Annotated in this window: 22 protein-coding genes and 1 riboswitch; of the genes, 8 read left to right on the top strand and 14 right to left on the bottom strand. The window is 45.7% G+C overall.

The genetic code is table 11. The annotated features are described in order from the left end of the window. Positions 1-17: 17 nt before the first annotated feature. Together ACED25_RS09340 and ACED25_RS09335 are read left to right on the top strand one after the other, a co-directional pair. Positions 18-500, top strand: coding sequence for a type II secretion system protein M (locus ACED25_RS09340; protein ID WP_371695149.1), 483 nt, complete (start codon positions 18-20; stop codon positions 498-500). Between the two features lie 7 nt (positions 501-507). Then, positions 508-1,287, top strand: a complete 780-nt coding sequence (locus tag ACED25_RS09335; protein WP_371695148.1) for a type II secretion system protein N — start codon at positions 508-510, stop codon at positions 1,285-1,287. A gap of 145 nt (positions 1,288-1,432) precedes the next feature. Here the strand turns inward: ACED25_RS09335 and cysQ are convergent, their stop codons facing one another. From cysQ to ACED25_RS09315, 4 genes are all read right to left on the bottom strand, one after another. Continuing rightward, on the bottom strand, positions 1,433-2,260 hold the full coding sequence (gene cysQ / locus ACED25_RS09330) for a 3'(2'),5'-bisphosphate nucleotidase CysQ (RefSeq protein ID WP_004735610.1): 828 nt from the start codon (positions 2,258-2,260) through the stop codon (positions 1,433-1,435). A gap of 36 nt (positions 2,261-2,296) precedes the next feature. Then, positions 2,297-2,848 (bottom strand): ADP compounds hydrolase NudE, encoded by a 552-nt coding sequence (gene nudE / locus ACED25_RS09325; protein WP_371695147.1) that lies wholly within the window; start codon positions 2,846-2,848, stop codon positions 2,297-2,299. 389 nt (positions 2,849-3,237) lie between these two features. Beyond that, positions 3,238-3,822, bottom strand: coding sequence for a Fe-S biogenesis protein NfuA (gene nfuA, locus ACED25_RS09320; protein ID WP_004735612.1), 585 nt, complete (start codon positions 3,820-3,822; stop codon positions 3,238-3,240). A gap of 109 nt (positions 3,823-3,931) precedes the next feature. Further along, the gene (locus tag ACED25_RS09315; protein WP_004735613.1) at positions 3,932-4,645 is read right to left on the bottom strand and encodes a ComF family protein; all 714 of its coding nucleotides are present in this window, start codon (positions 4,643-4,645) and stop codon (positions 3,932-3,934) included. 93 nt (positions 4,646-4,738) lie between these two features. Here ACED25_RS09315 and bioH point away from each other — a divergent pair, with 93 nt between their 5' ends. Further along, positions 4,739-5,515 (top strand): pimeloyl-ACP methyl ester esterase BioH, encoded by a 777-nt coding sequence (bioH, locus tag ACED25_RS09310; protein WP_371695146.1) that lies wholly within the window; start codon positions 4,739-4,741, stop codon positions 5,513-5,515. A gap of 365 nt (positions 5,516-5,880) precedes the next feature. Further along, positions 5,881-6,354: a hypothetical protein gene (locus ACED25_RS09305; RefSeq protein WP_009848010.1), complete on the top strand. Its 474-nt coding sequence runs from the start codon at positions 5,881-5,883 to the stop codon at positions 6,352-6,354. A gap of 251 nt (positions 6,355-6,605) precedes the next feature. On the opposite strand, the gene ACED25_RS09300 is transcribed toward ACED25_RS09305, so the two are convergent. Together ACED25_RS09300 and greB are read right to left on the bottom strand one after the other, a co-directional pair. After that, a complete protein-coding gene (locus tag ACED25_RS09300; RefSeq protein WP_371695145.1) occupies positions 6,606-8,936 on the bottom strand; it encodes a Tex family protein in 2,331 nt (776 codons plus the stop codon). Positions 8,937-9,600: 664 nt separating this feature from the next. Then, the gene (gene greB / locus ACED25_RS09295) at positions 9,601-10,083 is read right to left on the bottom strand and encodes a transcription elongation factor GreB (RefSeq protein ID WP_269336521.1); all 483 of its coding nucleotides are present in this window, start codon (positions 10,081-10,083) and stop codon (positions 9,601-9,603) included. A gap of 178 nt (positions 10,084-10,261) precedes the next feature. Between greB and ompR the strand changes: the two genes are divergently transcribed. Together ompR and envZ are read left to right on the top strand one after the other, a co-directional pair. Then, the gene (gene ompR, locus ACED25_RS09290; RefSeq protein WP_009848007.1) at positions 10,262-10,981 is read left to right on the top strand and encodes a two-component system response regulator OmpR; all 720 of its coding nucleotides are present in this window, start codon (positions 10,262-10,264) and stop codon (positions 10,979-10,981) included. A gap of 308 nt (positions 10,982-11,289) precedes the next feature. Continuing rightward, entirely contained in the window at positions 11,290-12,585 is a 1,296-nt protein-coding gene (gene envZ / locus ACED25_RS09285) for a two-component system sensor histidine kinase EnvZ (protein WP_012603020.1), read from the top strand. Between the two features lie 67 nt (positions 12,586-12,652). On the opposite strand, the gene recG is transcribed toward envZ, so the two are convergent. The 4 genes from recG to gmk all read right to left on the bottom strand — a co-directional run bounded on the left by recG (position 12,653) and on the right by gmk (position 18,097). Beyond that, positions 12,653-14,731 carry an ATP-dependent DNA helicase RecG gene (recG, locus tag ACED25_RS09280; protein WP_371695144.1) on the bottom strand — a complete coding sequence of 693 codons (2,079 nt, stop codon included), beginning with the start codon at positions 14,729-14,731 and terminating at the stop codon, positions 12,653-12,655. A 178-nt stretch (positions 14,732-14,909) separates the two neighbouring features. Further along, positions 14,910-17,036 carry a bifunctional GTP diphosphokinase/guanosine-3',5'-bis pyrophosphate 3'-pyrophosphohydrolase gene (gene spoT, locus ACED25_RS09275; RefSeq protein ID WP_371695143.1) on the bottom strand — a complete coding sequence of 709 codons (2,127 nt, stop codon included), beginning with the start codon at positions 17,034-17,036 and terminating at the stop codon, positions 14,910-14,912. 45 nt (positions 17,037-17,081) lie between these two features. After that, positions 17,082-17,354 (bottom strand): DNA-directed RNA polymerase subunit omega, encoded by a 273-nt coding sequence (rpoZ, locus tag ACED25_RS09270; protein WP_009848003.1) that lies wholly within the window; start codon positions 17,352-17,354, stop codon positions 17,082-17,084. Positions 17,355-17,473: 119 nt separating this feature from the next. After that, on the bottom strand, positions 17,474-18,097 hold the full coding sequence (gene gmk, locus ACED25_RS09265; protein WP_009848002.1) for a guanylate kinase: 624 nt from the start codon (positions 18,095-18,097) through the stop codon (positions 17,474-17,476). Between the two features lie 324 nt (positions 18,098-18,421). Next, positions 18,422-18,521: riboswitch (purine riboswitch) on the top strand. A gap of 58 nt (positions 18,522-18,579) precedes the next feature. Here gmk and ACED25_RS09260 point away from each other — a divergent pair. Beyond that, positions 18,580-19,950, top strand: coding sequence for an NCS2 family permease (locus ACED25_RS09260; protein WP_009848001.1), 1,371 nt, complete (start codon positions 18,580-18,582; stop codon positions 19,948-19,950). Positions 19,951-20,093: 143 nt separating this feature from the next. After that, positions 20,094-20,519, top strand: coding sequence for a phosphate-starvation-inducible protein PsiE (locus ACED25_RS09255; protein WP_009848000.1), 426 nt, complete (start codon positions 20,094-20,096; stop codon positions 20,517-20,519). 89 nt (positions 20,520-20,608) lie between these two features. On the opposite strand, the gene ACED25_RS09250 is transcribed toward ACED25_RS09255, so the two are convergent. From ACED25_RS09250 to rpiA, 4 genes are all read right to left on the bottom strand, one after another. Next, positions 20,609-22,027 carry an alginate export family protein gene (locus ACED25_RS09250; protein WP_029222821.1) on the bottom strand — a complete coding sequence of 473 codons (1,419 nt, stop codon included), beginning with the start codon at positions 22,025-22,027 and terminating at the stop codon, positions 20,609-20,611. Between the two features lie 121 nt (positions 22,028-22,148). Then, entirely contained in the window at positions 22,149-23,732 is a 1,584-nt protein-coding gene (locus ACED25_RS09245) for a PTS transporter subunit EIIC (RefSeq protein WP_065678259.1), read from the bottom strand. Positions 23,733-23,741: 9 nt separating this feature from the next. After that, entirely contained in the window at positions 23,742-25,172 is a 1,431-nt protein-coding gene (locus ACED25_RS09240; RefSeq protein WP_371695142.1) for a Sapep family Mn(2+)-dependent dipeptidase, read from the bottom strand. Between the two features lie 80 nt (positions 25,173-25,252). Then, complete coding sequence (rpiA, locus tag ACED25_RS09235; protein WP_032555301.1) at positions 25,253-25,966, bottom strand: ribose-5-phosphate isomerase RpiA; 714 nt, start codon at positions 25,964-25,966, stop codon at positions 25,253-25,255. Position 25,967: the final 1 nt, after the last annotated feature.

Below are 25,967 nucleotides of genomic sequence, written 5' to 3'. Positions count from 1 at the left end.
GCGCAAGGAGATCAGTGATGAGAAATACAATTGAACCACTCCAAGCGTGGTGGACTTCAATAAGTCAAAGAGAGCAACGATTAGTTGTTGGTTGCTCAATTTTATTGGTAGTAGGTATCATTTATTGGGGGCTAATACAGCCCCTCAGTCAGCGAACTGAACTGGCACAGAGTCGCATTCAAAGTGAAAAGCAACTACTGGCTTGGGTTACCAATAAAGCCAATGAGGTGGTTGAACTAAGAGGCAATGGTGGCATTAGTGCTAGCCAGCCTCTGAATCAATCCGTGCCCGCATCTATGCGTCGCTTCAAGATTGAATTGATACGAGTGCAACCACGTGGCGAGATGCTGCAAGTGTGGATTAAACCTTTGCCATTTAATCAATTTGTTGATTGGCTGACATACCTGAAAGAAAAGCAGGGTGTTGAGGTTGAGTTTATGGATATTGATCGCTCTGATAGCCTTGGGGTTATTGACGTCAACCGACTACAGTTTAAATGAGGTTAATGTGAAACGCGGTTTATCTTTTAAGTATGGTTTGTTATTTAGCAGCATCTTTATCGTTTTTTTCTCGGTAAGTTTGTTGCTGCACTTGCCGGCTTCTTTTGTTCTTAAACATGCGCCCGTTGTACGTGGTTTAAGCATTGAAGGTGTTGAGGGCACCGTTTGGCAAGGTCGCGCTAACAATATCGCGTGGCAGCGTGTCAATTACGGCTCAGTGCAGTGGGACTTCCAGTTCTCTAAACTATTCCAAGCCAAAGCAGAACTTGCGGTTCGCTTTGGCCGCAACAGCGACATGAACTTATCAGGTAAAGGACGTGTCGGATATAGCATGAGTGGTGCTTACGCGGAAAACTTAGTGGCATCAATGCCAGCCAGCAACGTGATGAAATATGCGCCAGCTATCCCAGTGCCTGTGTCTATTGCAGGGCAAGTTGAACTGACGATCAAACATGCGGTTAATGCTCAGCCTTGGTGCCAATCGGGCGAAGGTACGCTTGCTTGGTCTGGTGCAGCAGTCGACTCTCCTGTTGGCTCGTTAGACCTTGGTCCTGTGATTGCGGATATAACCTGTGAAGACAGCACAATTGCAGCTAAAGGCACTCAGAAGAGCGATCAGGTAGACAGTGAGTTCTCAGCGAGCGTAACACCTAACCAACGCTACACCTCGGCAGCATGGTTTAAGCCAGGCGCTGAATTCCCGCCAGCAATGCAGAGTCAGCTTAAGTGGTTGGGCAATCCTGATAGCCAAGGTAAATACCAATTTACTTATCAAGGCCGCTTTTAGCCCGGTATTTACTTCAGAGCTAGTATCTGAAGTAAATTTGGCGATCAAATCGCGAACTATAAAAAACGGGCACCTCACTGAGGTGCCCGTTTTGTTTGTTCTGAGAATCTAGAGGATACCTGACGGTTAAAGAGAGCAAACTCGCCTAATCTTTACCTTGTAAGATCTCTGCCCACGGCAAATCTGCATCACCAAGAACAATGAAGTTCGGGTTCTCAAGCGTCTCTCTTTCATTGTACGAGAGTGGCTCTAATTGAGTGCTTAGGATTCGGCCTCCGGCTTCTTCAACAATGCACTGGGTTGCCGCGGTATCCCACTCTCCGGTTGGTCCAATACGTAGATAACAATCGACAGCGCCTTCGGCAACCAAGCATGCCTTCAGCGCAGCAGAGCCTAAAGGAACCAAATCATAGTTCCAAGCAGAGCTCATACGGTTAGTGATGCGATTGATGTCTTGGCGACGGCTGATTGCCATCGCGATCGATTGGTTTGGCAGCTCGTGACGATGCGTTTTGATTTTTACACTGTCATTGAGGTCTGGGATCTTCCAAGCGCCTTTGCCACTGTAAGCGTAATAGCTCACACCTGAAACAGGCGCGTACACGACGCCCATTACCGGCTTGTTATGCTCAATTAAGGCGATGATTGTTGCAAAGTCGCCACTTCTTGCGATGAACTCTTGCGTGCCATCGAGTGGGTCAACCAACCAGTAGCGATCCCATTGAGAGCGTTGCTCTAGGCTGATGTCGGCGTCTTCTTCGGATAATACGGGAATATCAGGCGTCAATTCACTGAGTTTTTTTAATATCAGCTTATGTGCTGCAAGATCGGCACTGGTTACTGGAGTGTCATCACTCTTAGTGAACTCTTCGTAATCCTTTTTCTCGTAAATCTCTAAGATGAGTTGGCCTGCAGAGCGAGCAATCTCAATGATAGAGGGTAGGAGGTGAGACAAATCTTTTGTTATTGGCATAAATATTCTCTTACTCTTCGAGCGAGCCTGAATGTTCTAATTATTGTTTAATACACGAAGGGCTAATAGTAGGGCTGTAATACTGCGAGCCTCACAGAAGTCGAGATGCGTTAACAGTTCTTCGGCTTGAGCAAGTGGCCAGCGCACAATTTCGAGTGGCTCTGGTTCGTCACCTTCTAGTTTCTCAGGGTAGAGTTCTTCTGCGATAAACAGCGTCATTTTGCTAGAGAAGTAAGAGGGTGCAAGGATCACTTCTTTTAGGGGAGTAAGCTTGTTGGCACCAAAGCCAATCTCTTCTTTTAGTTCACGAACGGCAGCTTGATTGGGCAGCTCTCCTGGATCAATTAGCCCTTTTGGGAAGCCGAGTTCATAGCGCTCTGTGCCTGCTGCGTATTCACGCACCAACAGAATATCGCCTTGTTCAGTAATCGGAACCATCATTACTGCGTTGCGGCCGCTGGGCTTCATGCGTTCGTAGGTACGCTCTACACCGTTTGAAAAGCGTAAATCGAGAGACTCGATAGAGAATAGTTTTGATTGAGCGACAGTTTGTTGACCCAACATTTCTGGCTTGGTCCTTTTTGTCATTGCGCTCGCTCCTTAGCTCATTGGAATTCTTTCTTATAAAGTCATTCTAATATAGGGGAAATAGAGTTGAGTTCCTAGATCCGAGTTTTCATATCCTAGAATTATTGGATCAGGAACCGATTGCGATCACTTGAATACCTTACTCCAAATGGTAACGCGCCCGTCATTATGGGCATTGAACGAGAAATAGACGGTTCGAAAGCGCTCTGCTGTTTTAAACACAAAAAAAGGTTGATGCTTGCGCATCAACCTTTTGATTGAATCTTTAACTTTCTACCGGCTAAGACTGGATGAGTACTTAGTCGCAGTAGCACTTAGTTGTAAGGTACTTGGTCGTGAAGTAGTTAATCATGAAGTACCTAGTCGTAAAGTGCTGAGTCGTAAAATGATTAGTAGTAAGAGTGCTCACCGCGATCGTGCTCAGTTGCATCACGAACGGCCGTCAATTCACCTTCGAATTGTTGAAGAAGTTCTTTCTCGATGCCTTCTTTAAGCGTTACGTCAACCATAGAACAACCGTTACAACCGCCGCCGAATGCAACGATAGCTGCGCCTTCTTCAGTGATCTCTACTAGGCTAACGTGACCGCCGTGGCCAGCAAGCTGTGGGTTCACTTGTGTTTGGATTGCATACTCAACACGCTCTATCAGAGTTGCGTCGTCTGATACTTTACGCATTTTAGCGTTTGGCGCTTTTAGCGTGAGTTGAGAGCCCATTTTGTCGGTTACGAAGTCAATCTCAGCTTCGTCTAGGAATGGTAGGCTTAGCTCATCTACGTAAGCAGAGAAAGCGTCGAAAGAAAGCTTAGTGTCAGACGCTTCGATAGCATCTGTTGGGCAGTAAGAAACACCACACTCAGCGTTTTGTGTGCCTGGGTTTACCACGAACACACGAATGTTTGTACCTTCAGGCTGCTGTGACAGCAGATTGGCAAAGTGAGTTTGAGCTGTTTCTGTAATAGTAATATTTGACACGACGAATACCTGAGTAGATTTGTAGGTTATTAGCGCCATTCTACTCCTGTCAGATTTGTAATTCAGCCCTTTTTTGTTGGATTGCTGTACAAGTAGCAATTCACAGCTTTTATCCAGAGGGCTCAGGAGTGCGGCAGATGCAGTAAATATCAATCCTTTTCACGCCTACTTCAAGTAGTAATTGGCATAATTGATACACAGTACTGCCGGTGGTTACAACATCATCAATTATCGCGACGTGAGAAGGGACAGTTCCTTGAAAGTCTTGTTTTCGAAGCGTAAAAGCGCTCTTTAGATTATGTAAGCGTGCGGATTTAGTCAGCCCTTGCTGAGAAGCGGTTGAGCGAATTCGACGGAACAGCACCTCATCTTTAACGCCAAGTTCTTGAGCTGTGTAATTAGCGAGCAGCTGACTTTGATTAAAGCCTCGATGAATATATCGACGCCAATGCAGAGGTACGCTGGTGATCAGCGGAGCAGGATGCTCGATACGTGAAGCCAATAGCTTTGATAGATCGCGTGCAAACCAAAACTTATCGGCGTACTTCATTTGTTGAATGTAACGTGCTGTTGGAAAGGTGTAGTCCCCAACGCAATAGAGACGATGCCAAGGTGGAGGTTGAGATAAGCACTGTCCGCACTGCTCTACTGTGAGCAGTGTTTTTAAACCACATCGTTGGCAGCGAGGAACTGACTCAAAGAGATTAAGACAAGAATCACACCATCGAGGGTGAGCATCACTGTGCGACTTATCTAGCTTGCACAGATGGCATTGAGGTGTGACCAGACGTGGTGTGTGTTTTTGTAGCCAATCAGATAACATAGCTCGTGATGCTTTTGGGTTATGGTGTTCCTTTTACCCACCATACTGAAAAGCACAGATAATCGCCGATGAAAAAAGTAGGGAATAGTGAGAATGAGTGATGCGTTGTATTGGCATGTTTCTGGGCAAGGGCCTGATTTAGTTCTGGTTCATGGTTGGGGTATGAATGGTGCCGTATGGCAGCAAACGGTTACTGCTTTAGAAGCTGACTTCCGAGTGCATGTTGTTGACCTTCCAGGGTATGGACACAGCGCGCACTGCCACGCTCAAGATCTGGAAGAGATTGCTCAGCAACTATTGGTCGACGCGCCCAAGCAAGCGATTTGGGTGGGTTGGTCACTCGGTGGCTTAGTCGCGACGCACATGGCTCTCCATCACTCAGATTACGTAAGCAAATTGGTGACTGTCGCCAGTTCTCCTAAATTCGCCGCCGCAAAAGAACCGGTTTTATGGCGAGGCATCCAGCCAAACGTATTAAGCGCATTCACCGAGCAGCTGGTTGAAGACTTCCAAACCACCATCGAACGCTTTATGGCATTGCAAGCTATGGGTAGCCCTTCAGCAAGACAAGATGTCAAACAGCTCAAACAAGCGGTGTTGTCCCGCCCATTACCCAATCCTGACTCATTATTGGCTGGCTTAAAGATGCTGTCTGATGTTGACTTGCGTGAACAACTGCCGGAGATTTCAGTGCCTATGCTGCGTTTATACGGGCGACTGGATGGATTGGTGCCAATCAAGGTAGCAAAAGATCTGGGTAGAGCGCTGCCTCATACCGAGCAATATATATTCACGCAGTCTTCACATGCGCCGTTTATGACAGAAGCCGATGCCTTTTGCAGTGAACTAGTTAGCTTCGCGCAAAAATAATCACTAAATTTATTGCCGGATTGGTCGATATATAACCTAATACCAATCACAGTAAGTAAGTGTTCAAAAATAGCGTAGGAAAAAGGCTTGAGAACAAGGCTTGAGAACAAGGCTGCTTTTTTTGACAAGTAGTTTTGATAAGTAGTTATTCTACAATCAAAAGTTCTAACGCCGTTATCGAGCATTTTAACAAGCTAGGATGAGCAGTTATTTACTACGATTGGTATAACACCAAGGCATTGCATGATACTCAGACCTAACTCTCTCATGAGTTGATTGCGGTAAGTTGGGCTATGCCTGTTGTGCTGACTCAGTACGACAGCATTATGGCAACAGTGATGGGCGATTCTTGAGGAGAGTTCGCGATGATTGTGTCACCTGCAACTGCAGTAAGTGTGCCACTAATCGCCCCGTCCGTTAATGTGCAAACAGAGCAAGTTGCGCGTGATAATAGAGTCCGAGAACCTGTTGCTCCCGCAGTAGCATTGGCGAGAACCAATGCAGAGCGTAAGGTAAAATCAGACGATAAACGAAGGCAGCAGTCGGCTTGGGATCCTTCAGACCATCCAGGTTATGAAATGGAGAACGAGTCAGAGGCCAATTCGGTTAGCCATGAAAAGCCACAAGATCCTTTTGACAGGCTGTTCAGCTTATTGGCTCTGAGAACATACAGTGCTGATCAAGGAAAGGGCTATACCATGCGTTTCCGCCTGCCAAAGCATGTTTTAGATGCGGCGATTCAGGAGGGACAGATGGAGAAACGACGTAAGGTCATAAAATATCATTATGGTCATGCTGTTGCGCCTCATGCTCCGTCAGAGATGTTAGTCGTATTATAGTTATACTCTTCATACTTGAAGCTGCAGCGTTGTTAACTGCGTAAGTTCACCCTAATCACATAGAACCTCTATGCTCATAGGGATGAACTTACTTGTTGCCTAGCTGCAACTCCAATTATTTTGAGTATAAGCACGAAGAATACAACCAAGCTTCGATGTCTTTTTTGAACACATAATAAAAAAACCTGCATACCCTAAGGGATGCAGGTTTTCTGTTTTAAGCATATCTGTTTTGCAGACGAGTTAACGGATTACTTTTTCGCTTTTGCAAAAGCAGCAGCGAATGCACCACCCATCGCCGCGTTTTGTTGTGGTTCCTCACGACGGCGTTGTCCACCTTGTGAGTTTTGGTTCGGGCGGTTTTGTGTGCGAGGTGCACTTGAACGTTGTGCGCGGTTATCTTGTCCAGGCTCATCTTTCATGCGCATGCTTAGTGCAATACGTTTACGCTGAACATCCACTTCCATCACCTTCACTTTCACGATATCACCCGCTTTCACCACTTCTCGTGGGTCAGAGACAAAGCGATCGGTCAGTGCTGAAATGTGTACCAAGCCGTCTTGGTGAACACCAATATCTACGAACGCACCGAAGTTAGCCACGTTTGAAACCACGCCTTCTAAGATCATACCGGGTTCTAAGTCAGACATGCTATTTACGCCATCGGCGAACGTTGCCGTCTTGAACTCAGGACGAGGATCTCGCCCCGGTTTATCCAGCTCTTTGATGATGTCGGTTACTGTCGGTACACCAAAATTCTCATTAGTGTAATCAACCGCATGTAAGCCACGTAAGAAGTCTGTGTTACCTACCAGAGATTTGATGTCTTTGTGGTTTTTCTCGGCGATGGTTTTCACCAATGGGTAAGCTTCTGGGTGAACCGATGATGCATCTAGCGGGTTCTTACCATCCATGATACGCAGGAAGCCAGCACACTGTTCAAAGGCTTTTGGCCCTAAACGAGCGACTTTTTTCAAGGTAGTACGCGCTTCGAAACGACCATTCTCATCACGGAAGTCGACGATGTTTTGAGCGATGGTGCTAGAAAGACCAGCGACACGAGTCAGAAGCGCTGCAGAAGCGGTATTCACATCAACACCAACCGCGTTTACACAGTCTTCGACAATCGCATCTAGGCGCTTAGCGAGCATAGTTTGGCTAACGTCGTGTTGGTATTGGCCCACACCGATCGATTTTGGGTCAATCTTCACTAGCTCTGCCAATGGATCTTGTAGACGACGAGCAATAGATACCGCACCACGAATCGATACATCCATATTCGGGAATTCTTTTGCCGCTAGCTCAGAAGCAGAATAAACCGACGCACCCGCTTCGCTAACAATGATTTTCTGCGCTGTTAGGTTGCCACGCTCAATCACATCAGCCACGAAGCTGTCGGTTTCGCGTGAAGCCGTACCATTACCAATCGCAATCAAATCAACATTGTATTGGCGAACCATCTGCTCAACAACGTGTGCAGATTTGTCGTATTGCTTTTGAGGTGGGTGAGGGTAAATAGTTTCTGTCGCTAGAACTTTACCGGTTGAGTCCACAACAGCGATTTTCGAACCGGTACGTAAACCCGGATCCAAGCCTAAGGTTGCTCGAGGGCCAGCAGGCGCCGCCATCAACAAGTCTTTAAGATTGGTTGCGAACACTTCAATCGCTTCAATTTCACCGCGTTCTTTCATCGCGCCCATCAGCTCAGTTTCCATGTGCATAGAAACCTTGATACGCCACGCCCAGCTAATCACTTGCTTACGCCATGCATCTGCAGGTGCGCTGCTTAGGGTAATACCGTAGTGATCAGAGATGATGTTTTCGCAGTATGAACCGCGTACACCTTCTTCTTGTTCAGGATCAGCATTCATTGCCAACGTTAAGAAGCCTTCATTACGGCCGCGCAACATGGCAAGGGCACGGTGAGAAGGCACTTTGTTGAGTGTTTCGTTGTGTTCGAAATAGTCTTTGAATTTCTCGCCTGCTTGCTCTTTTCCTGTCACGACACGTGAAACGAGTTCTGAGTTACGCGTTAGATGTTGGCGAATCTTTTCAAGTAGGTTTGCGTCTTCTGCAATACGTTCCATCACGATTGCACGTGCACCATCTAGCGCGGCTTTAGTATCAGCAATGCCTTTATCGCTGCTGATGAAGTTAGCGGCTTCGGTTTCAGGATCGTGCTGTGGTTCATTCCAAAGTGTATCGGCAAGTGGCTCTAAGCCTGCTTCGATTGCGATTTGACCTTTGGTACGACGCTTTGGTTTGTATGGCAGGTATAAATCTTCAAGGCGCGTCTTGCTGTCGGCTTGAGTGATATCACGCTCCAGTTCTGGCGTGAGCTTGCCTTGGTCTTGAATCGATTTCAGGATAGTTTGGCGACGATCGTCTAGTTCGCGAAGGTATGAAAGGCGACTATCAAGGTTGCGTAGTTGGGTATCGTCTAAGCCACCCGTGACTTCTTTACGGTAGCGGGCAATAAAGGGAACGGTATTACCGTCGTCAATTAGGTTTACTGCGGCGGTGACTTGCTCTGAACGAACATTCAGTTCTTCAGCAATCAGTCGACAGATAGCTTGGCTCATCCGATGAATCTCTTATTTAATATCATGACAAATACATGGGGGTGAGCGTACGCTTTTTCTAGCTTTGACTGTGTAATTATCCTGTCAGAAGTCCAATTTCCGTTTCTGATACCCACTTTGTGCGAGATCTCTTACAAGTGATGTGAGACTAAGTCTCTTTAAACCGATGGTATCGTCTTAAAATAACTGTAAGTGACTGATTTTGTTTGATTGTGTGTTTGTGGGCGTATTTCCCACCTGAAATGTTTTTTGGGACTATCTAGGAAACTTGCCCAAATACCGTAATATTTAACTTGTCGACAGGGAGTTGGCAGGAACAGGAAAAAGCCTAATGGACTAGGTATCTTCAGGATGAAGATTTGATTACTTAGGATGAGTGGTCAGCAAGGAAGTGATAATCTCTGGATGAGATTCGCCAGTCAGGATGACAGGCTAGAATGGACACCGCTAGGATGGCGATGAACAAAAAGGAAATTGGTTAAAGGATTTAGCCACTATCAAGGAAAGATGCAGGGAGCACCTTATCTCGAAGAGATAAACAGTAGCCGGATTGCTGCGATAGAGACTTAACCCCGCTAGGCGAAAGCCTTGCGGGGTTTTCTTTTATCTGGAGTTTGGGTTTGCTTGAACAGTCAGCTCATCGCTAGGTGTTTATTAGGTTTGGTTATTCGTTGTCTGCATAGCGAATCGAGTTAATGAACCACTCTTTGTCGCCTTCCGGTGTTTTTACCGTAAATTCGTCATCCACTTCTTTCTTGAGCAGAGCTCTAGCCATTGGTGAGTCGATAGAGATATAGCCTTTAGCATCGCCGTAGATCTCTTCTGGGCCGACAATTCGAAACTTCTTAATTTCCCCATCATCATTCTCAATTTCGACCCAAGCACCGAAAAATACCTTACCTTCTTGTTGTGGTGAGTAATCCACGATCATGACATCAGGTAGGAACTTTCTTAAGAAACGCACTCGGCGATCAATCTGACGAAGCAGACGCTTATTGAAGGTGTAATCTGCGTTTTCTGAACGATCTCCAAGGCTTGCAGCCCAAGTGACTATCTTAGTGATTTCAGGACGCTTCTCGTGCCATAAGTGGTCATGTTCTGCTTTGAGCTTGTTATAACCTTCGCGGGTGATAAGTTTGGTTTTCATAAATCTGACTTAATGAAATGATGATCTAAGATAGAATATATAGAAAGGCAACATACGTTAACAATTATTTAGGCGACTTTTCCCTCAATAATGTTACATTTTTAATGTCTTATACCAATATACAATTTACCAAGAATGCTTAACCTTAGGTTTAAGCTTTAATAGGTGGAACCATTACATGCAAGAAAACTACAAAATTTTAGTGGTCGATGACGATGCTCGTTTACGTGCACTGCTAGAACGCTATCTGTCAGAGCAAGGCTTTCAAGTGCGTAGCGTGGCAAACAGTGAGCAGATGGACCGCCTGTTAACCCGTGAAAACTTTCACTTGATGGTATTGGATTTAATGTTGCCGGGCGAAGACGGTCTTTCGATCTGTCGTCGTCTACGAAACGCAAACAACTCGCTACCAATCCTGATGCTTACAGCAAAGGGTGACGAAGTGGATCGCATTGTGGGTTTGGAAGTGGGTGCTGATGATTACCTGCCAAAACCATTTAATCCACGTGAACTGCTTGCTCGTATCAAAGCGGTAATGCGTCGCCAAGTGATTGAAGCTCCGGGCGCGCCAAGCACAGAAGAGTCTGTGGTTGAGTTTGGTGAGTTTCGTCTAAACCTAGGTACACGTGAAATGTTCCGCGGTGAAGAGCCTATGCCTCTTACCTCAGGTGAATTTGCGGTTCTGAAGTCACTGGTCACTAACGCTCGTGAGCCAATGTCTCGCGATAAGCTGATGAACATGGCTCGTGGCCGTGAGTATTCAGCGATGGAACGTTCTATCGATGTCCAGATTTCGCGTTTGCGTCGTCTAGTAGAAGAAGATCCAAGTAAACCTCGTTATATCCAAACGGTGTGGGGCTTGGGTTATGTATTCGTTCCAGATGGCAAAGCTGTGTAATCTAGCTTTGCTCGTTCTGTGATTCAGAATTCTTTATTTACGGGTCATCTCATTAATATGCGATGGCCCGTTTTGTATTCAGCACAATGAGAGATACCAATCGTAGTAAATAACTGTTCATCTTAGCTTGTTAAAACGCTCGATAACTTCGTTAGAAATTTTGATTGTAGAATAACTACTTATCAAAAATTGCAGCCTTGTTCTCAAGCCTTTTTCCGGCGCTATTTATGATCATTTACTTACTGTGATTGGTATTACAGCTATAGTTCCCACTATATTCCTTTATCATCCCTCACTTTAGGTCTTCTATGCGCATACGTAGCTCCTTTACTCAGTCGATAGTGCTCTTCTTAACCCTGTTGGTTGCCAGCCAAATCTTTTCTTATTACGCGGTGTTCAATTATGCATTGATGCCGAGTTTGCAGCAGTTTAATAAGATTTTGGCTCACGAACTAAACCTAGTATTGGACCAAGGCAGTGATATCGAGATTGATGCGCCACTGCGTCAGCGTGTACTTGAGCAGCTCGGGGTTACGGTTCATGCCAAGGACAGTGAAGCGTCGGGCGAGTACTACCATGCGGTCGCGATAGACCTGATGAGTGAGGAGATGACCAAAGAGCTCGGATCTGAAACCGAAGTGCGATTGGTTTTGGGCAAAGAAAGTTACGTGTTGTGGATGGACATTGCGCAGTTGCCTAACTCCTTGATTCGTATTCCCCTGTCTGAGCTGCAAGAAGAAGACTTTGCGCCTCTATTTCGTAACAGTCTGATCATGGCGTTGTTGATTGTTGCTGGTGGGTGGCTGTTTATCCGCTTGCAAAATCGGCCGTTGATAGCCCTAGAGAAAGCCGCGCAAGGTGTTGGGCGTGGTGATATTCCACCGCCACTTCCAGTGCAAGGGGCGCAAGAGATTCGCTCGGTAACTCGAGCCTTTAATCAGATGTCGAAAGGCATTCAAGAACTTGAAGAAGATAGAGCCCTACTAATGGCGGGTATCAGCCATGATCTGCGTACACCACTCACGCGTATTCGCTTAGCGACTGAGATGATGTCGCCAGAAGACAGTTATCTAGCGGAAGGGATCATCAGTGATACTGAAGAGTGTAATGAGATCATCAGTCAGTTTATGGATTACTTAAAGCCTGTGGACCGAGACTCATTCCAGGCGGTATTTGTCGATGATATTGCGCGTGAGGTCTCTAGCTCTGAAGGAGGCTATGAGGTTCAGATTGAAACCGATATTCCAGAAACCATGAAACCTGCGTTGGGTAACCCGATCGCGATGAAGCGTGCAGTGAGTAACTTGGTGGTGAACGCGCTGCGCTACGGTAATGGTTGGGTCAAAGTATCGACTGGTATGACGGCTGATAACAAACTGGCTTGGGTAACGGTAGAAGATAACGGTCCGGGTATTCCACAAGACCAGATCGGGAAGTTGTTTGAACCGTTCACTCGTGGTGACACGGCTCGTGGTAGTGAAGGGACAGGTTTAGGTTTAGCGATCGTGAAACGTATTGTCAGCCAACACCAAGGTGCGGTGGTGGTGAATAACCGCAGTGAGGGTGGCTTGAAGGCGCAGATCAGTTTCCCTGTGAAACCTTAGGCTATACGCACGAAAAAGGCTTCCTTGTAGAAGCCTTTTTACGTTTTAAGCAAGATATGAGGGCGAATTACGCCTTAGAATACACATCGCGTTCACCCAGCCAGCGGTTGATGATCGCCTTGGCGTTGTCTGGGTAGCTATCGTGAATATGACGCGCGATACGCTGCACTTCAGGTATCAAACGTTGGTCACGGACTAAGTCGGCAATTTTGAAATCAGCCAAGCCTGTTTGTTTGGTACCAAGTAGTTCACCGGGGCCACGAATCTCTAAATCACGCTGAGCAATAACAAAGCCATCGTTACTTTCACGTAGTACTCCTAAGCGTTTCTGAGCGGTTTTAGAGAGTGGGGAGTGATACAGCAGTACACAATGGCTCGCGACTGAACCACGGCCAACACGGCCACGCAGTTGGTGGAGTTGCGCTAGACCAAGACGCTCAGGATTCTCGATGATCATTAAGCTTGAATTCGGTACATCTACACCTACTTCAATCACGGTTGTAGCAACTAACAGGTGCAGTTTGTTCTCTTTGAATTCCTGCATCACCGCTTGTTTCTCTGCGGGTTTCATTCGGCCATGAACCAAACCAATCTTTACGTCGGGCAGTTTGCGTTGCAGCTCTTCTGCCGTATCCGCTGCAGCTTGAGCTTCCAGTACTTCCGATTCATCAATCAACGTACACACCCAGTAAGCTTGTTTGCCTTCATTGAGACACGCATTTTTCACACGTTCAACAATGTCATCGCGCTTGGTATCAGGAATCGCGACGGTTTGAATTGGGGTTCGCCCCGGTGGTAACTCATCAATAATAGAAGTTTCAAGATCGGCATAGGCCGTCATTGCTAACGTTCGTGGGATTGGGGTCGCGGTCATCACCAGTTGGTGAGGGTAATAACCTTGCTTCGCGCCTTTTTCACGCAGCTCTAATCGCTGGTGGACGCCAAATCGGTGTTGCTCATCAATGATCACTAAACCAAGGTTGTTGAATTCGACATGCTCTTGGAACAGCGCATGAGTTCCCACCACCATTTGCGCTTCGCCGCTGGCAATACGTGTTAGTTCCGTTTCACGAGCCTTACCTTTGAGTTTACCTGCCAGCCAACCGACTTGAATGCCCATCGCCTCAAACCAGTTAGCAAAGTTAATCGCGTGCTGTTCTGCCAATAGCTCGGTTGGTGCCATCAGTGCCACTTGCTGACCATGTTCGAGTGCGCGAACGGCTGCCAGTGCGGCGACTAAGGTTTTACCTGAACCTACATCACCCTGTACTAAACGCATCATAGGGTGTGGCTTTTCAAGGTCGGCTTCGATCTCTTTAGTCACCCTTACTTGAGCATTGGTTGGTGAAAACGGAAGTTGAGCTAACAACTTATCTTTGAGGATGTTCACCGGAGGAAAAGGCATTGCCTTGTCTTGTTGCCCTTTGCTACGGACTGACAACATCGACAGGTTTTGAGCCAGCAACTCTTCCATAATTAGGCGCAGTTGCGCAGGGTGCTTGCCTTCATCAAACAGCTCTAGGTCAATGCCCGGGGGCGGCCTGTGAATGGTATGCAGTGCTTGTGCGAGGGTAATTTGGTGGTCGTATAGACCAGACGGTAGCAGCTCATTGACGGCTGCTTTATCGATTAACTCTAGAGCTTGGTCTGTGAGGTTACGTAGCGTGACTTGTCTTAGCCCTTCAGTGGTTGGATACACCGGAGTTAGGTTCGCTTCAACATCTGGCTGTTGCCTAGGAGCAAAGAATTTGTAATCCGGATGGACGATCTCAAGCCCCATATTGCCGCGCTTGATCTCACCATAAGCATGCACTTGTTTGCCTTCGGCAAAGTTATTCTTCATTCCTGCAGTAAAGTTGAAAAAGCGCAGAGTAATCGTGCCGTTACCATCGCTGATCTTTACTGCGAGCATCTTACGTTTACCGAAAATGGTATCAACATGCATCACCTTACCTTGTACAGCAGCCCACAGCCCGGCATGCAGCTTTACGATGGGATAGATACGAGTTCTATCTTCATAGCGCAAAGGCAGATGAAATAGCAGGTCTTGTACATTGTTAAGCCCAACCTTTTCCAGTTTCTCTGCGACTTTTGCGCCGACTCCAGATAAAGAGTTGAGAGGGATAGCAGATAAAAGCTGTGACATAACAAGGCTCATAAACGTAAGAGAGATAATCTATTCAAGCATTTTACTGGATTTTTGTACAGGCATGAATAGCATGAAGCTAGGGGAACTCTAGAATCGCAGCCACAAAAAATCCCCTTAAGCGATAAAGCATTAAGGGGATTTCAATTCTTAGCAAAGTTGCTAATAAGTTCGAACGTTAGTTCTTACGACGTCTTACTTTGAGCGCGTGTGGCATCACACGTAGCTTCTTCATAATGCTCGCTAAATGAACACGATCTTTCGTGGTCAACAAGATAGTCACTGTGTACAAGCGTCCGTCACGTTCTTCGGTTGAAATACCGTGAATGTTCGAGCCTGTTTTCGAGATAACGTTAGTTAGCTCAGCCAGCGCACCTTGATGGTTCTGTAATTCGACCTGAAGTTCAGCAGTGAACTCTTGGTTGTAATCGTCAGACCATTCAACCGCCATGTATTTATCCGGTTCTTTCTGGTAACCACGAACGTTTGGACACGTTTCACGGTGCACCACAAGACCACGACCTGGAGATACATGAGCAATAATGTGATCATCTGGAATCGGGTGACAACAGTTGGCGAACGTCAGTAATAGGCCTTCAGCACCACGGATAGGTAATTTCTTCCTAGACGTATCGCTGTTGTTTGCCACTTCAGTTAGTTCGTCAGCATCGCCCAATAAACGACGAGCAATAACGATACTCATCAGCTCACCAAGACCAATCGATGCTAGCAAGTCTTCAATGTTATCAAGACGTAGATCAGACAATACATGTTCGATATTCTCTTGACCGACATCGGCAATAGAGTGTTCACCAAGTGCATGGTTCAGTAGGCGACGGCCAAGGGTAATCGACTCTTCACGACGCATCGTTTTCAGGACCTGACGGATCTTCGTACGCGCACGTGAGGTCACTACGTAGTTGAGCCATGCTGCATTCGGACGTGCGCCCGGAGCACTGATGATCTCAATAGTTTGGCCATTCTTCAGCGATTTGCTGAGTGGGTAAGGGTTCATGTCTACACGAGCACCGACACACATGTTGCCGACGTCGGTATGTACCGCGTAAGCAAAATCGACTGCTGTTGCGCCTGCTGGAAGTTCGACAATGCGACCTTTCGGCGTGAATACGAAGATCTCATCTGGGAACAGATCAGATTTAACGTTTTCAATGAATTCGAATGAGTTACCTGCGCTTTGTTGCAGCTCAAGTAAGCTCTGCATCCAACGTTGTGCTTTAACCTGTGCGGTTGTCCCGTTGCTACTGCGTGAGCCATTGCCTTTGTAAGACCAGTGCGCCGCGACACCTTTATCTGCCATCTGCTCCATATCTTCAGTACGGATCTGGACCTCAACTGGCACCCCGTGAGGGCCGATCATTGACGTGTGCAGAGATTGGTAGCCGTTGGCTTTCGGTACCGCAATATAGTCTTTCATGCGGCCAGGACGAGGCTTGTACAGGCTGTGGGCCTGACCAAGTACGCGATAGCAAGTATCTGGTGTATCAACCACCACGCGGAAAGCGTAGATGTCCATAATGGTGTGGAAGCGCTGTTCTTTGGTTTTCATCTTGTTATAGATGGAGAACAGGTTCTTTTCACGACCAAGTACGCGAGCAGGTAAACCGACTTCTTCAAGGCGGCCTTCGATTTCGCTATGGATACGTTGGATCATCTCCTTACGGTTACCACGCGCAGCTTTCACTACGTTTTTCAGGACGCGATAACGGTTAGGATAAAGGGCTTCGAAGCCCAGTTCTTCTAGTTCTGTCTTGATGTTATGAATACCAAGACGATGAGCTAGCGGAGAATAAATCTCTAGGGTTTCACGAGCAATACGACGCTTCTTATCAGGACGAAGTGCCCCAAGCGTACGCATGTTGTGAGTACGGTCAGCTAATTTGATCAAGATAACGCGGATGTCTTGCACCATCGCGAGAACCATCTTACGGAAGTTCTCTGCTTGCGCTTCTTTGCGATCACGAAATTTAAGCTTATCCAGCTTAGATACACCATCAACCAGTTCAGCAACGGTATTGCCGAATTGAGCTTCTAGTTCCTCTTTTGTAACTTCAGTGTCTTCAATTACATCGTGGAGTAGGGCTGCTTGCAGAGTTTCTATATCCAGACGCATTTCTGCCAGGATTCTTGAAACAGCTACAGGGTGAATAATGTATGGTTCACCCGTTGAACGGGTTTGCCCTTCATGGGCGTCTCTCGCTACCACATAAGATTGACGCAGAGCCTCAACTTGAGGCTCTGTTAGGTATTCTTGGGCAACGTCTTTGAGGCTATCGAATAGATACAAATTAAAGGCCCGGAAGGTTAATTAGTTCGAATGACGTTGATTCTATCAGCGAGTGTGAGCGATGCTGCTTACTGCTGCAAGCTCAGCCGCTTCTTGCTCTTGTTGCTCTTGACGCTCACGAGCATCTAGTACGTCTTTAGTGATAAGACCTTCTTCGATTTCGCGAAGAGCGATAACCGTTGGCTTATCGTTTTCTTCAGGCACTAGTGAATCTTTGCCGCCAGTTTGCATTTGACGTGCGCGGCGAGCCGCAATAAGAACTAGGTCGAAACGGTTGCCAACTTTTTCAACAGCGTCTTGAACAGTTACGCGTGCCATGAGGACTCCAAATAGTAATTAACTAATAAATTTTTGATGACGAGAAAGTATACAAGTTTAACTAGAGACTTTCTAGTTCACCGTATACTTATCTCAATGGAAAATCTAGGGGATCTAGATTATTCCGCCAATAAAGCAGTAAGCATGCCGCTGTATTTCGCTGCTTGCTTATCTTCTTTTAAGCGCTCCGCACGAATGATAGCTCTGAAGTCCATTAGGGCTGCATCAAAGTCATCATTCACGATCACATAATCGTATTCTGCATAGTGAGAAATTTCTGATTTTGCTTCGCTCATGCGTTTTGCAATAACTTCGTCGCTGTCTTGGCCGCGAACATTTAAACGACGCTCTAGCTCACCATTTGATGGTGGAAGAATGAAGACACTCTTCGCTTGAGGCATTTGTTCACGGATTTGACGAGCACCTTGCCAGTCGATATCTAGGAATACATCGATACCGCGGTCTAGGTTTTCTTCAATCCAAACGCGTGAAGTACCGTAGTAGTTGCCGAAAACTTCAGCGTACTCTAGGAATTCACCTTTATTAATAAGGTCTTCAAAATGATGCTTCTCTACGAAGTGGTAGTGAACACCATTTTCTTCACCAGGGCGCATACCGCGAGTGGTGTGTGAAACAGATACCTTCATTGCGTAGGTTGGATTGGTTTCTAGCATTGCTGAGATCAAGCTCGACTTACCTGCGCCACTAGGTGCAGATACGATGTAAAGAGTACCTTTGCCCATCTGTATATTTCCACTGTTGGTTGGATTGAGTGAGGGCGATAAACCGACACTATAAAAGATAGCACTGACTCTAATTTTTGTTCCGATGGTTGCATCTAAAAAGGGATAACAAGTAAAACTAATAGAGACAACTGGTGAAAATTAGGTCAGAAAAATGGAGGCGAAGAGTAGCATATTTAGATGATTGAGAACAACTGGCTTGATCGTTATTTATTCTCAAATGATCCTTTGTCTGATCTTCCTATAAATGTAATGACTGATCATGTTCAGTTTTTTATGTGATCTGAACAAAATTTGTTGAAGTTTTAATCTCAACCCTTACAATCCGCGCAAACGATTAAATGCTGTATATGTTTGATGAAATGGATCAAATGTTTCTACTACCGAGCCTACCTTGGTGACTACAGTTTTTAGTGTAGAGATCCCTCTATTCTCACAGCATTTGAATCTCAAATTTCTTAATTTAATACATAGGTTTTGTTGTGAATACCGACTCCACCCTGAAAGCCCAGAAGACATCTGGCTCACTTGACACCATGTTCAAACTCTCAGAGAGAAAGACCACGATCAGCACTGAGCTATACGCAGGTTTTATTACCTTCTTAGCGATGAGTTATATCTTGGCGGTTAATCCAGCAATTTTGGGTGGCATTCCGGGAATGGACAAAGGGGCAGTCTTTACGGCGACCGCTCTTTCTGCTGCTATTGCAACGCTTATCATGGGCATTTGGGGTAACTATCCAGTCATGCTAGCACCTGGCATGAGCATGAATGGCTTCTTCAAAGGTTTATTGTTAAGTGGTTCAGTGGCGGTACTTTGGAATGAAGCATTATTTGGCATCTTCCTATCGGGTATTCTTTATCTTGCCTTCTCATTGACTAATATCCGTAAGTCGATGATTGAATCGATTCCTGAAGATTTGAAGCTGGCGATTACTGTGTCTCTCGGCTTGTTCATTGCTTTCTTAGGCCTTAAGAATGCGGGTATCATCGTTTCTAACCCGTTCGTACTGGTTGGTTTAGGTGACATTTCCGATCCAAAAGTGATCATCGCTTATGTGAGCATCTTCATCGCATTGGGCTGTATGGTTCGTGATATTAAGTTGGCCACGTTTATCTCGTTTGTTTCAGCTATCGTACTGACCATTCTTGCTGATGTATTCATGGGCACATCAAACGCTCCAATCCCTGACCAATTCGTTTCAATGCCACCAAGTATGGCAGGCAGTTTTGGCGCTATCTTTGACTTCTCAGCTTTTACGCCTGAGAAAATGTTCGATTTGTTGTTCATCGTACTTATCTTCTTGATTGTCGATTTCTTCGATGGATTGAGCACGATTGTGGGTGTTGGCCGTGATGCAGGTATCATCGACAAAGACGGTAAAGTGCCGAATGCAAAATCGGCGCTAGTGGCTGATGCGGGCGGTACTGTGATTGGTTCAATTCTAGGTACCACATCGATTACTGCTTTCTCTGAATCGGGTATTGCCTCTTCTCAAGGTGCGAAAACAGGTTTAGCGGCAGTCATGGTGGCTGGCTTATTCCTAGTGTCTCTATTCCTATACCCAATCTTCTCTATCTTCTCAGCGGCAATGGTCGCGCCTGCGATGGTTGTGGTAGGCATCTACATGGTGGGTCGTCTTGGTCAGATTAACTGGGAAAAGAAAGAGTCACGCATTGCAGCTTTCTTCACCATCATGTTCACAGTGCTAAGCTTCTCACCAGCGAACGGTATGGCGATGGGTTTCATCAGCTACGCATTCACAATGGTTGTTGCAGGTAAGCGCAAAGAAGTGCACCCATTGATCTACGGGCTGTGTGTGGTGTTCTTAACGTACCTGATTCTGTTGTAAGGTTAGTTAGCCACTAGAAAGTGGCTAAGTAAAAAAACAAGTCGATGGCTCTGCAGTGAATGTGGGGCCATTTTTGTATTCGTCGCTTCTCTAGAGCGCATGCTAATGTAGAGACTGGATTAATTATTTTTTGAAGAGTGACTATGCCTTCTCACTTACCTAAATCTTTTAGTAAGCCGTTTTTAAAAGTATTTCACATTATGGAAGCGGTATTACTGGTAGCGATCACGCTCGCGACCTTGTTTGCGATGGTCGAAGAGTTCATGCATGTTTTTGCTGAACGTCGAGTGCAATTGACCGATATTCTACTGATGTTCATCTATTTAGAAGTGTTGGCGATGGTTCAGCAGTTTGTGATGAACGGTAAGATCCCGGTTCGATATCCGATTTACATCGCGATGATGGCGATTGCTCGTTACATTACTCTGGGCATGAAAGAGTTGGATGCAGTACTCATCGTTTGGTTGTCTGTTGCAGCGTTTATCTTAGCAGCAGCAACACTTTTGATTCGAGTCGGGCACCATTACTGGCCATATGTGGATCTTCGAACCAAGCAGCCGGATGAGTAATTCAATTAACTGAAATATGATGATCTAAAAAATTCGCCCAGCACTGCTGGGCGAATTCATTTAGTAACATACTAACCTGATAAGCAGTGTTAGAAGTTATAGATCAGTGCGATTTCAACACGGGAAATGTCATCACTGCTACTGCCGACTACGTCACGTGTGTAGTCGCTATCTAATGCGTAGTACATATTTAACTCAGACTTTAAGTTGCCTGTGATGTAATTATGGAATTGCAGATAGAACTGGGTGTAAGCGTATTTTTCGTCAGACTCTGCACCAAATAATACATCTTGGTTGAGTGTGTAGATTGCATCATCTGTGTTGGCACGCCATGTCGACATAAAGCCAGCGATGATGGATTGTTTCGGCTGATACTCAATCACAGTGTAAGAACCGACCTGCATTGCGTTACCGTAAGCGCCATCATGCGCGAAACCCAGTGGGTCACCTGTCCACAAAGGGTTAAACGTGTTCACTTTGTCGCTGTTTTTATCTGAACCTGATGCGTAATGTAGGTTCAGACCTAAGCGATAGTTCCAGTCTGCTTTCCAGTTGTAGTTCAAATCGGCATAAGCCATGTAGGCTGAGATATCTTTACCTGCATGATCACCAAATTGATAAACACCGTCGAGCATGTAACCAAACCCTTCACTCACAAAGTCATGGGCATGTAAGCCTAAAACTTGAATGTCGACGTCACCGTCTGGTGCATTAACAAAGCTTTCATTGGTGAGTTTATTACTCATTATGTAGGCTTGCATTGCCCCGAAGTCAGTTCTCCAATTAGCGAATAAGCCGGTCGATTTTTTGCCATTGGTTTTATCATCCCAGTTGCCACCGAAGCTGCCATCTTTGTAGAGAGGGAATACTTCCTCGCCGTAGTATGCGTCAAAATTGATGCCTGCTACGCTGTATTTTGCGCTGGCTGCATTCCAACTTGATTGAACTGGCGTTGGTTCACGGTTCATCATTTGCCATTCATTTAAGTATATTTCTTGGCGACCAAGGCGGGTACTTAGGTATTGCTCACCGTCATCGAGTAATTTGAATTCGGTAAACAACTGGTGGAAGTCAGTACCGGCATCGTCTACTGGACCCGGACTATCGAGGTTAGTGTAATTGGTTCGAATTTCACCAAATACACGCATCCAGTCTTGGTAAGTCACATCGGTGGAGAATTGCATGCGAGTACGCAGTTCATTTTTCTTGCGGTTTTCTCCGTCGTACATGTGATTCCAACGGTTATCGACTGCGGCTTTTACATTACCGCTAAATGAGACTTTCCAGTCACCACTGTCATCAATATCCAAGCGTTTGAGTTTTTCTGAAAAGCTTTTTTGACTTTCGTCTAGACCATCGACATAGCTCCAGTCCTCATTGGCTCTATCTCCCCAGAAGACGATAGGGTTGCGCTCAGACCAGCTTGATGTTGTATTTTCGTTTGCGTGTAGGACGCCAGAAACACAAAGAGCAAGTAAAGTAACTGCATGTTTTGTCATTGCTTTCATTTTTATATTTCCCATATTTCAGGTGCACGAATCCCTTCCTGTGACTTGTAGTCACAGGAGGAATTGTCAGTTATTGGTTTCTATAGATTCGTAACAGTAGGGTTACGGAAGTTGCGCTTAGCTAAGAGTCGACACCAAGGGCTTCTTTGATACCAGAGGCAATCGTAATAACGTTGGCTCCATATATCACTTGAATGCCTTTATTCATTCTGACGACACCAATTGCGTTGAGCTGTTGTTTCCAAACTTTATCGCTTGCCGTTAGTGATTCGTCATGCAGCGAAACACGCAGTCGAGTTGCACAGTTTGTCACGTTCTCAATGTTGTCAGCTCCACCCAGCGCCTTAATGATTTCAACAGGCAGTCCTTTTGAGGTCTGCTCCTTTTTCTTTTTAAAGTCTTCTTTTGAATACAGGGCGATATCACCATCTTCTTCTTCGCGACCTGGAGTTTTTGAATCAAACTTCAGGATGAAGAACTTGAATGTGTAGAAGTAAATCGCGAAGTATAGTGGGATAATCCACAATAGAGCCCAAGCATGAACCTTTTCAGGTTGTAGTAGGTTAGGCACCATAAATAGCAGCTGATTACCGTGAATTGAAACACCCATCATTTCGGTGATCACATAAGCAAGACCATTTAGCGGAACATGCACTGCAAAGAATAGGAATGGTTGGACGAATAGGAAGGTATATTCCAGTGGCTCGGTAATACCGATAACAGCAGCCGTAAATACTGCAGGCACCATGATAGCGGCTACCTTTTTGCGATTGGCTGTTTTTGCTGTTACGTACATTGCATAAGCAGCACCCGTTAGGCCACCAATTTGGATTGGAATACGACCGCTGGTAAAGTTATGTGTAATGTAGCTCGTTGCCTCTGGTGAACTCATTTGGCCATTCATGATGTTACGAACACCTTCGTAAACAACACCATCAATCTCCATTACGCCACCAACACGAGTGTATTCAATAGGGAAGGCGATAAGGTGATGTAAGCCAAATGGCAATAAGCCTTTGTCAAATACGCCAAATAGGAAAGACCCAAAAATACCTGAGCTAGTAATCAAGGTAGTGATGGACTGCAGTGCCCCAGCGATCGGCGGCCAAGCGTAGTAAACAAACAGCGCGATAGGCATGATAGCGAAGTAAGCGAAAATCACTACGGCACGAGGGCCAGAGAAGAAGCTCAAGAGTGCAGGCATTTCGAATTTGTAGTAACGGTTGTGGATCCAAGCCGTAATACAACCAACAAGAATACCGCTAAAGATCCCCATGTTGTAAGCGAAGATACCTAAAGACTCACCCCATAAAGAGTTGAAGTTTTGCGCTGCTACTTTGTCGTAGCCAGCATCATTCATTAATGACGCAACGCTTGTGGTTTCTTGAGTCCATCCGTGAAATGCAGCGATCGACCCGATAGCAACATTGAAACACATGAACATGGTAAAGCCAGTGAAGGCTGCCCAACCTTTTTCAGATTTCGCCAGCGCGAACGCTAGACCAATCGCAAAGAAAGGCGGTAGATTGCGCATGACCATCAAGCCAAGATCTAACATCAGCTTAAAGAATGCCCAAATAACAGAGTCGGTAGCAGACATTTGGTTTACAACACCAGCGCCCACACCAATAAATATACCTGCGATAACCAGTACGATGATGGATACCATCATACCTCCAGCAAGTGCTTGAACCTTATCTCTCATAATTTACTCCTAAAGTGATATGAGAACTTTCACGTATATTGTTATTGCTCTTTTTAATGACTCGAGGCTGAGCCTTTCATTGGGCTCATGAACACAAGTCACATCACCAGGAAAAGTAGGTCCGAATGCCACACCATTGTTTAGCGCGCGCGCGTAAGAAGCCGCACCTTTACTAAAGCACTGAGCGTCCATTTTGGTAACTTCGGAATAAGCTTTTCCCATTGCTTGGATAAGTTCACTTTCGGGTGAGAGGTAAGATAGAGGTAAGTACTGGTGTTCAATCAATCTCACTCCGTATTGTTGGGATACATACTGGAGTTGGGTACGAGCTTGATCGATAGTCAGTCCTTTAGGAAACCGAAAATCAAAATCCAAGTTGTAGCCATGTTGATTCAAATTGATGGAGGAGACACAGCATGTAGTCGACCCCATTTCATTATCTTGGTGTGCTAGCCCTAATTTCGAAGCATCATTGGAATCACTAAAACACGCGTCTAGTAAATCAATTAAATTTCGAGAGTTAGTGTCTAACCCTTCAACATGTCGCATGTGACGAACAAACTGATCCATACAGTTATCGACCTTATGCGGGTTGCGAGATTTCTCCCACGGCGTTGACAACTCAACGCAGTACAACTCCTTTTGTTGGTGGTTGTCACTTTGTGCCACATTGGCAAGAGTGACTGTTGCTGAAGTTTCAAATGTTGCTGCTACTTCAGCCGCTTTTTCTCCTGTCAGATAAATCGATAATTGATAGCAGGTGGATGTTCTGTCACGCTCACTTTCAATGCTTACGATCTGACAAGTTCCTAGGCCATTGTGAGTTGGGAATTCTCGTTGTAATGACGCATACAGGATGCCTTTTTCTCCATTAACGATTGGGAAGTCGCCATCTGGAGAGAAACCATAATCCGGTTGAGGGTTATGATTAAAATAATGCTCTACACATTCCCAAGTTGTCTCTTCTGCGCCGCCGATGATCACTCTTATTTTTTTGTCGAGTGTTGCATCAAGCGCTTTAAACATCTTGAGAATATACAGACTGGCCATTAACGGGCCTTTGTTGTCGGTAACGCCTCGCCCCAATAAGTCATCACCTTGTTGGTGCATCTCAAATGCAGGGGTTAACCATGAGTCCAAATTACCGGCTTCTACCACATCTACATGATGCAATATGCCGATTTCTTGTAAGCCTTCGCCAAAGCTGATGTCCAAGGCATAACCATCATGATCACGGACTTCAAACCCTTCTCGTTTCGCCCAGTTAATGAGAAAGTCGAATGCGTTTCTAATCGGTAAACCAAAAGGAGCATTGGGTGAACAGCTGCTGATATCTCGTACAGACGGAATAGCAATTAGCTCAGATAGATCACGCGTAAACGTTTCAATATTTGAATCAAAATAGCGCAGTGTTTGAGCTGAAAAATTGCTTTCCGTCATGTTTTATTCCTAAATTATCCTTACTGACATGCTTGTAAATAGACTTGCAAGCGAGGTCTCATTTTGATTATAAATCCCAGCTATTGAACGTGTTGCTTTGATAATAAATACGTACCTTCTGCATTCGAAAAAGCCATGAAATCGGCCGTTCTTTGCGCGAAAATACCGTTCTCGACGACGCCAGGAATAGCGTTAATTTGGAGTTCTAATCGCTTTGGTTCAGCGATGTCCAAATGAGCAACATCGAGAATGATATTGCCGTTATCAGTGGTGCAGTCTTGGCGCAACGTCGGGTGTCCACCAAGGCTTTGTAAGGCATTAAACACAGCGGTTTGTGCGGCAGGTAAAACCTCTACAGGGAGTGGAAACTTTCCGAGTTGAGTGACCAATCGACCGCTATCTGCGATGGTGATGAAGCTTAGAGCAAGCGTCGCGAGTACTTTTTCACGAGCCAGTGCTGCACCACCACCTTTCACGGTCATGCCGGTTGTAAGACCTTCATCAATGCCATCAATGTAGAAATCAACACGGCCACATTCAGATATGGATATCTCATTCAGCCCTGCAGAGGATAAAGCTCGACTTGAGCGAACCGAACTGGATACGCAATGAGCAAACTCAGCGCCACTTTCTTTCAATAGTTGAATGAAAACTTCAACTGTAGCACCAGTGCCGATACCAATAACGCTAGAAGGTGTTAGCGTTTTTAGGACTTGCTCTAAGGCTACTTTTGCAGCCTTAGTTCGCAGGCAGTCTTGGCTTTGGTTTTCAATAAAGCGTTGTGCCATGCTCATA

This window comes from Vibrio sp. 1F263, from assembly GCF_041439035.1.
Lineage (GTDB): Bacteria > Pseudomonadota > Gammaproteobacteria > Enterobacterales > Vibrionaceae > Vibrio > Vibrio tasmaniensis_A.
This window is presented reverse-complemented; position numbering and strand designations above follow the sequence as displayed.